The following is a 7,595-nucleotide window of genomic DNA, read 5'->3' as shown; positions in this document are numbered from 1 at the left end:
GCTTTATAGGGAGTGATGCCCAATTTGCGTAAACTCATCTGATCCAATTTTTCGTTATATGGCTCCAAACCCAGATATTGCTTCCAACTGGCGATATCTTTAATTTGTAATTTCTCCGCTACTTCTGTAAGGGTAGCTGTATCGCGAAAGCCATATTCTGACAGAATTTCTTTTTCGCGGACAAGAGCTAAGCTATCAGAAATTGTCTGCTCTATAGTATCTATTTGAGCAAATGCACTCAAAAAGCTACAGGCAAAAATGGCTAAAAACACTATCTTTCGCATTGCCTATTCCTTACAGAGGAATATTGCCATGTTTGCGAGGGGGAATGCTATCTTGTTTATTAGCCAGCATTTCCAAAGCGCGAATCAAACGAAATCTTGTTTCAGCGGGTTCAATGATGTCATCAATATATCCCCTTTCGGCAGCTACAAAGGGATTGGCAAATTTATCACGATATTCTTTTTCTTTTGCCTGTAGAACCGCTTTGGGATTTTCCGAAGCCATTGCTTCTTTACGGAAAATTACTTCCACTGCACTTTCGGGTCCCATAACTGCAATTTCCGCAGAAGGCCAAGCATAAACAATATCGGCACGCATATGACGACTATTCATTACACAATATGCACCTCCGTATGCTTTACGGATTATGACAGTTACTTTGGGAACTGTAGCTTCCGCAAAGGCATAAAGAAGTTTTGCCCCATTACGAATAATTCCATTATGCTCTTGCATCGTTCCGGGTAAAAAACCGGGAACATCTTCCAAAACTACCAAGGGGATATTGAAAGAATCACAAAAACGCACAAATCTGGCTCCTTTTATACTGGCATCAATATCTAAAACGCCAGCCAAAATTTTGGGCTGATTTGCCACAATGCCTACTGTGCGTCCATTCATTCTGCCAAAACCAACAATGATATTTTGGGCAAAATTACTCATCACTTGCAAAAATTCACCGTTATCTATAATCGAATATATCACTTCCAGCATATCATACGGTTTATTGGGATTTTCAGGAACGAGAGTATTTAAAACATCACAATTACGCGTGATAGGATCAGCATTGGGAACATAGGGAGGATCTTCCAAATTATTTGCAGGTAAATAACTTAGCAGTAATTTGATAGTAAGCATAGCATCTTCTTCGCTATTGGCAATAAAATGAGCTACGCCACTTTTACCAGTGTGAATGTTTGCTCCGCCCAAATCTGCATTGGTAACCGTTTCATTTAGGACGGTTTTAACTACCTTTGGACCCGTCACGAACATATAGCTGTTGCTTTTTTCCATCACGATAAAATCTGTGATGGCAGGAGAATAAACAGCGCCACCTGCACAGGGACCTAAAATTGCTGAAATTTGAGGAATAACTCCACTTGCCATCACATTCCGCCAAAATATTTCCGCATAACCGGCAAGAGCATCAACGCCTTCTTGAATTCTGGCTCCTCCGGAATCATTCAATCCAATTATCGGGCAACCGTTTTTTAGCGCCATATCCATTACTTTGCAGATTTTATCAGCATAGGTTTTGGATAAGGAACCACCAAAAACAGTAAAATCCTGCGCAAATATATAGACCATTCTTTCATTGATTGTTGCACAACCGGTCACTACTCCATCTCCGGGGTGGATAAATTGTTCCAAGCCGAAGTTTGAACAGCGATGAGTTACAAACATATCAAATTCTTCAAAACTATCAGGATCAACCAAAAGGGCAATCCTTTCGCGCGCTGTAAGTTTACCTTTTGCGTGCTGTTCCGCAATGCGTTTTTCTCCACCACCCAAAAGAGCTGCGGCTCTTTTAGTTCTTAGCTTTTCCAGAGGATTCTGGTTTTCCATTTCTTCTTTTCCTATCTATGATTTATTTTATTTTAAAAGTCCAACACAGTCAGTTTTTCTAAAGCGGTTTTTTAGTAAAGGGAAATGTTCTGGGATTTATGTTGTTGTTTTGCCTAAAGCTGTTTCTTATTGTCATTTTTGCGAAATCTGGAATCCTGAAATCCTTGTTTCTTACATTCAATCTGTGAGAGAATAGATAAAGGAAGAACGACGTCCTCGTCGTTCCTCTTACAACCGAATTATACAGTTTCCGCGAAAATTTATTATGGCTTGATAGTTTATTTGTTGTGGTTGACGAGGACGTCAACCCTCCATTATTTTGCCACCTTGTGAATATCCTTGTTTCTAATACTAAATCTGCGTCATCAGCGTAATCTGCGTGAACTAATCCTAAAATCCTTGTTTCTTACATTCAATCCCTACAATCCCCAAAATCCTGTTCATCCCTGATCTATTTTTCTCTACGCCCTAAGCCCTAAGCCCTCCGCAAATATAATCCCGTTCATCCTTGGTATATTTCATTTTTGCCCGTTCAGACAAGCATCTATACAAACAATAATATCTTCCTGCTAAGAACTAACTCATCTGAATACAAGGTTATATAATAGACCCCTGTTTCGCAAAGCTGTCCATATTTATCTCTTCCATTCCAGGACAAAGAACCTTCGGTAATACCAAAACTGATGACTTCCTGCTCCAACACATTGGTAATTACCAGTTTATACAATCCTGCAAGGTGAAAGTTAAAGACCACAACAACAGTTTCCCCTTTCACTACAGGATTTGGATAAACTTCCATTAAGCCATTAACATTGGCAGTAGATTCATCAGCAGTGGATTCGGGTTTTGTAGCCAAACTGCATCCCATAAGCATTATAAGCAGAAAAATGCACTCGGCAAGAATATATATTTTAGGCATATTCATCTTAGTTCCTCACCTATAATTATTTAAGCATTTCTAAAGCAATCTGAAAAACATTTAAATTGCAACCAAAATTGTAGATGTTCTTATCGTTGCATTGGCTTCCTCCGGGGAAATAAGAATAGTTTCCGTTAAGTGAAACCAGATCTCGATAATGCAAATCCAAACCAATGCCATAAGTAAGACCTTCAATATTTCCCCCTTTATCTTTATGATAGCCACCTCTTAAAAAGATGGTATCCAGAAAACCAAGCTCTGTTCCAATTCCATAAATATTGGGGCTTTGTGTTCGGTCATCATTCATTCCGGCAAGAAGACGCAGGCATCCAATATTTTCAAAATTATCCGTTAACTCATTCTCTTTCAGATAGTTCGGATTTTTAAGCGAGGCAGAACAGGCAATTCCAGTGTTTATGCGTTTGTATATTTTATGTTGCTGACCACTACTATATTTAATACCGTCCCCATAGGCATTGAACATAGAAAATCCGGCTACAGATTCCAAATGTATTTTGTCGGTTAAGGGAAAACTATATTTTAACAGAGCTCCGGAATCTACACAATCAGCATCATATTCTTCACCTATATTAGCGGGAAAACTATAGCCAATATCAATAGAACTGAAATTTAGAATATAATTCATACCGAGGCAGAGGTCTAATTTCTTGTTCGAGAATGTATTATCGTTATGAATAATCCGATAGAGATCGGCAAAATTAACTGAAATTCCCAAGGGACACATAACTTCATTAAGTTGCTTCGTAATTCCTATCTCATAACCATTTTCATCAGTAAGTGATATCCTTCCATAATCAGCTTTTATTCCCCAAGTATGAACATTAGTAATAGAAGGGAAAAGAAAGCCAATACCCTTATAAGATAAACTCATCATTGAAGTATAATAGGCGCTTTCTTTTTCATTCCCGGGATATTTTAATTTCATAAAATCATAGCAAGTATTAGAATAACTGAGCCCTGTATGCAAAGATGGATAAGCAGGATTGTCATAAGCATTTAAAGGTTCATTGTGCCAAATATTTACAACTCCTACAGGACTTCCACCCAAGGCAAGATTAATTGCCGAGGGCTCAAAACAACTTACCATTAAAACATAATTGGAGATAGCCGCTAAATTTGCTATCGCCACACCTAATATAAAAGCCAGCAAGATTATTTTTTTCATAAAAAAACTCCTCAAGGCATTCTTTTTTTACTTGTAAAATATTATCTCTTTCTGTCAAGGATTTTATTTCGACCTACCAATCGTAACACCTTTTTCTGTAATGCCCTGCCCGCTCTCTGAACTTATAGTCCAGAAACAATTCCGTAACACTTCTCTAACGAAACTACGGCAGCGTTAGAGAAGTGTAAGAGAGTCGTTACGGAATGTTCTGTGTGAGTATAAGATAGCTTCTTTTGGCATATAAGCTGGGATTTTAGAGTGTGAGAAGTGCCCAGAGTATGGAAAATAGGCAAAAAATGAACAGATTTGAGGGGTTTGGGGAGGCAAATAGGGGAAAATTGGACATATTTGAAAGTTTTGGGGTAGAGAAAAAGTAAAAAACAGATAAAATTGACCGATTTTTAGACCATTTTTCTAATTGAGCCATAAATAAATTCTAAAGTTAATGTCTTTGACCCTAAATTGGGTAGCCGGAGCTCGCTGAAGCTCCGCATATTTTTCTTGAGGAAGAACGAAATCTTCGTCGTTCTTCTGACAACCGAGTTATCAAGTTTCCACTTAATTATAGGTAGCAGTATAAATATCTTGTTGTGGTTGACGAGGAAATCAACCCTCCTATATTTTCAACGGGTTAAAACCCGTCTATTAAATCTGTCGTCCCGCTGGGACTAATTGTATCTGTTACTATTTGCGCCGGGTTAAAAACCCGTCGTTAATATGTATCGTTCCTCACGGAACTTTTGTCTATCTTACATTTTTTCGAGGGGCTTACGCCACCGTCGCTATCTTTGTTTCGTTCTTTGAGTTAAAATCGGTTTTGTTTGTGATCTTCCACATCAATTCATTCTTTTCCCCTATCTTTGAACAATGTCACTAATTATCTCATAGAAAAGGCCGATTTTGACTTAAAGTCGACTAATCGTCAGTTATAAAATACAATCCTCTTAATCCTAAAATCCTTGTTTCTTACATTAATCTGTTAGAGAATATATAAAGGAAGAACGGCAGGATGTCGTTCCCCTGACAACCGAGTTATCAAGTTTCCACTTAATTATAGGTAGCAGTATAAATATCTTGTTGTGGTTGACGAGGACGTCAACCCTCCTATATTTTCAACGGGTTAAAACCCGTCGTTAATATGTATCGTTCCTCACGGAACTTTAAATTTGAAATCCTCTTAATCCTAAAATCCTTGTTTCTAACGCTACATCTGCGTCATCAGCGTAATCTGCGTGAACTAATCCTTAAATCCTTGTTCCGAAAATCCAAATCTGTGTAATCTGTGAGAGATAAAAAAACCGGAGGAACAGTGTCCTCCGGCTACCCAACATTATTTAGTATTCCTTATTAAAATCCCGATTTTCCTCGCGGATTTGTTTTTCCTGTAATTTAGCTGCCAGGTCTATCAGTTTTACAAAATCAGTTCTATAGCCCTCGGTATCTTTGCCGATATTTTTGGTTGCCAGTTCTTTAACCATATCCCAAGTGAGGGCTGCTTTATATTGTGACTCTTGCAAAAGCATCCCATAGCCAATAACGGAACAAGCGAAAAGGTAATTTTCGGAAGCATTTTCCAAGTGGACGGTTTTATTCATAACCGGCACTTCAAAAGGAATGCTGGTATCGCTATCCGGAAGTTTATAACGCAATTTAACCGTTAATGCTTCAGGTGATTTACGCGCCTCATCGGAAATCTTGATATCCTGATATTTCAGTTCATCCAGTTCGGGAACAAGTTCTTTGGAAGCGGTGGGAATAATTTCATAAACAGCTGTAACACAATGTCCTGCACCCAATTCACCGGCATCTTTGGTGTCATCCTTAAAGTCCTCTTTATTCAGCAAACGGTTTTCATAGCCGATTAAACGGTATGCCTTAATATGAGCGGGATTAAATTCAATTTGCAGTTTCACATCTTTGGCTACGGCATAAAGGGTGCTTGCCATTTCGTTAACCAGAACTTTTTTGGCTTCACTGATGTCGTCTATATAAGCGTAATTGCCATTTCCTTTATCAGCCAAAAGTTCCAAAGTGTTATCCTTATAATTTCCCATTCCATATCCCAAAGCAGTAAGGTAAATGCCTTTATTGCGTTTGGATTCAATTAAATCGGTTAAATGGGCAGAAGAAGATGCGCCCACATTAAAATCACCATCGGTACAAAGAATAATACGATTGTTTCCACCTTTGATAAAATTCTCCTCGGCAATTTTATAGGCAAGTTCAATTCCTGCTCCTCCAGCTGTTGATCCACCTGCCCCTAATCTATCAATGGCATCAGAAATATCTCTTTTTTGCCTGGCGCTGGTGGAAGGTAAAACTTCTCCTGCAGCTCCGGCATAAACGACAATCGCAATTTTATCCTCATCCCGTAAATTATCCACCAGCAATTTCATTGATTCTTTTACCAAAGGGAGTTTATTCGGTTCATCCATAGAGCCGGAAACATCCAATAGGAAAACTAAATTACTGGGTGCAGCTTTGGAAAAATCCAGCTTTTTTGCCTGCAGACCTATTAAAACCAAGTTACGATTTTGATTCCAGGGGCATACACTCATTTCAGTATAAACCGAAAAAGGATGTTCCCCTTCCAGCTTAGGATAATTATAGGCAAAATAATTTACCAGTTCTTCAATGCGGATGCTTTTGGGCTCAGGTAATTGACCTTGTTGCAAAATACGCCGGATGTTACTATAGCAACCAGTATCCACATCTATGGAAAAAGTGGAAAGCGGTTCTGCCAAAGGACTGTGAAATATATTGGGTTTGATTGCGTCATATTGTTCTGTATTAGAAGGAGTTATATATGGATTGTGAATAGCGGATAATGTCTGCCACGGCACTACATCCATATCGGAAACAGCATTGACCTTTACACTCTCCAGTTTGATTCCAGTTTTTTGCATTGTTATTGTAAGAGTGGTTGTTTTCCCTGCTTCAATTGTGGTATTACTCTTTTCAACTGTATTATAACCAATTAATGAACATTTTATAGAATATGTACCGGCAGGAATATTTAAAATAACTGCTTTCCCTTGGGCATCTGTCCGACCACCCGTTAGGCTTTTATTATTGTCATAAATAGCCACATTAGCATATTGAAGGGGAGTATTATTATCGGTAACGGTTATGGATAGCTTACCTATTTCCATTTTCTTTTCAGAAACAGGTTTTTGTGGATTGGCAACCAGCACAATATTTAATAAAGCAGGTTTATTGGCTTTTATCTTCACTTTCTGATTTTCATAAACCACAAAATTGGGATCGTTTATCTTAATGGTGTAAGTTCCTGGTTTTAGTTTATCAAATCGGTAAAAACCATTCTGGTCGGAAACAGCGGTGGCAATGACAGTGTTTTTTTGCAGACATTGCACAGTGATATCTGCTACAAAGGCATTTTTACCTGTCTCGGTAATGGAACCATAGATGGAACCGTATTTTTCTTTTTTAGCTGCCGTCAATAAGCATAGAATTAACAGCAAAGGGACAATCCAATAGCGTGTTTTCATTTTTCCTCCATAATTTTGCCATTCATAAATATAATAAGGCAAAATGCTCGTTTGTCAAGTGGGCTTTGTATCTATATGGGGTTTAATAGGTTAGCCAGTATGATAGAATATTTTGGGATAGGTATCGTTAATTTTG

General features: G+C 38.3%; 5 protein-coding genes. All 5 read right to left on the bottom strand.

Going from position 1 to position 7,595, the window contains the following annotated elements:
* A partial coding sequence (locus ABFC98_07630; GenBank protein MEN6445896.1) for a hypothetical protein occupies window positions 1-284 on the bottom strand: 284 nt, incomplete at its 3' end.
* A gap of 10 nt (window positions 285-294) precedes the next feature.
* Window positions 295-1,845, bottom strand: a complete 1,551-nt coding sequence (locus ABFC98_07625; GenBank protein ID MEN6445895.1) for an acyl-CoA carboxylase subunit beta — start codon at window positions 1,843-1,845, stop codon at window positions 295-297.
* A 544-nt stretch (window positions 1,846-2,389) separates the two neighbouring features.
* Complete coding sequence (locus ABFC98_07620) at window positions 2,390-2,764, bottom strand: T9SS type A sorting domain-containing protein (GenBank protein MEN6445894.1); 375 nt, start codon at window positions 2,762-2,764, stop codon at window positions 2,390-2,392.
* Window positions 2,765-2,789: 25 nt separating this feature from the next.
* A complete protein-coding gene (locus ABFC98_07615) occupies window positions 2,790-3,950 on the bottom strand; it encodes a hypothetical protein (GenBank protein MEN6445893.1) in 1,161 nt (386 codons plus the stop codon).
* A 1,334-nt stretch (window positions 3,951-5,284) separates the two neighbouring features.
* Window positions 5,285-7,459 (bottom strand): von Willebrand factor type A domain-containing protein, encoded by a 2,175-nt coding sequence (locus ABFC98_07610; GenBank protein MEN6445892.1) that lies wholly within the window; start codon window positions 7,457-7,459, stop codon window positions 5,285-5,287.
* Window positions 7,460-7,595 lie beyond the last annotated feature (136 nt).

The organism is Candidatus Cloacimonas sp., from assembly GCA_039680785.1.
GTDB lineage: Bacteria > Cloacimonadota > Cloacimonadia > Cloacimonadales > Cloacimonadaceae > Cloacimonas.
Note: the sequence above shows the minus strand (reverse complement) of the source record. Positions and strands in the feature narration are given on the sequence as shown.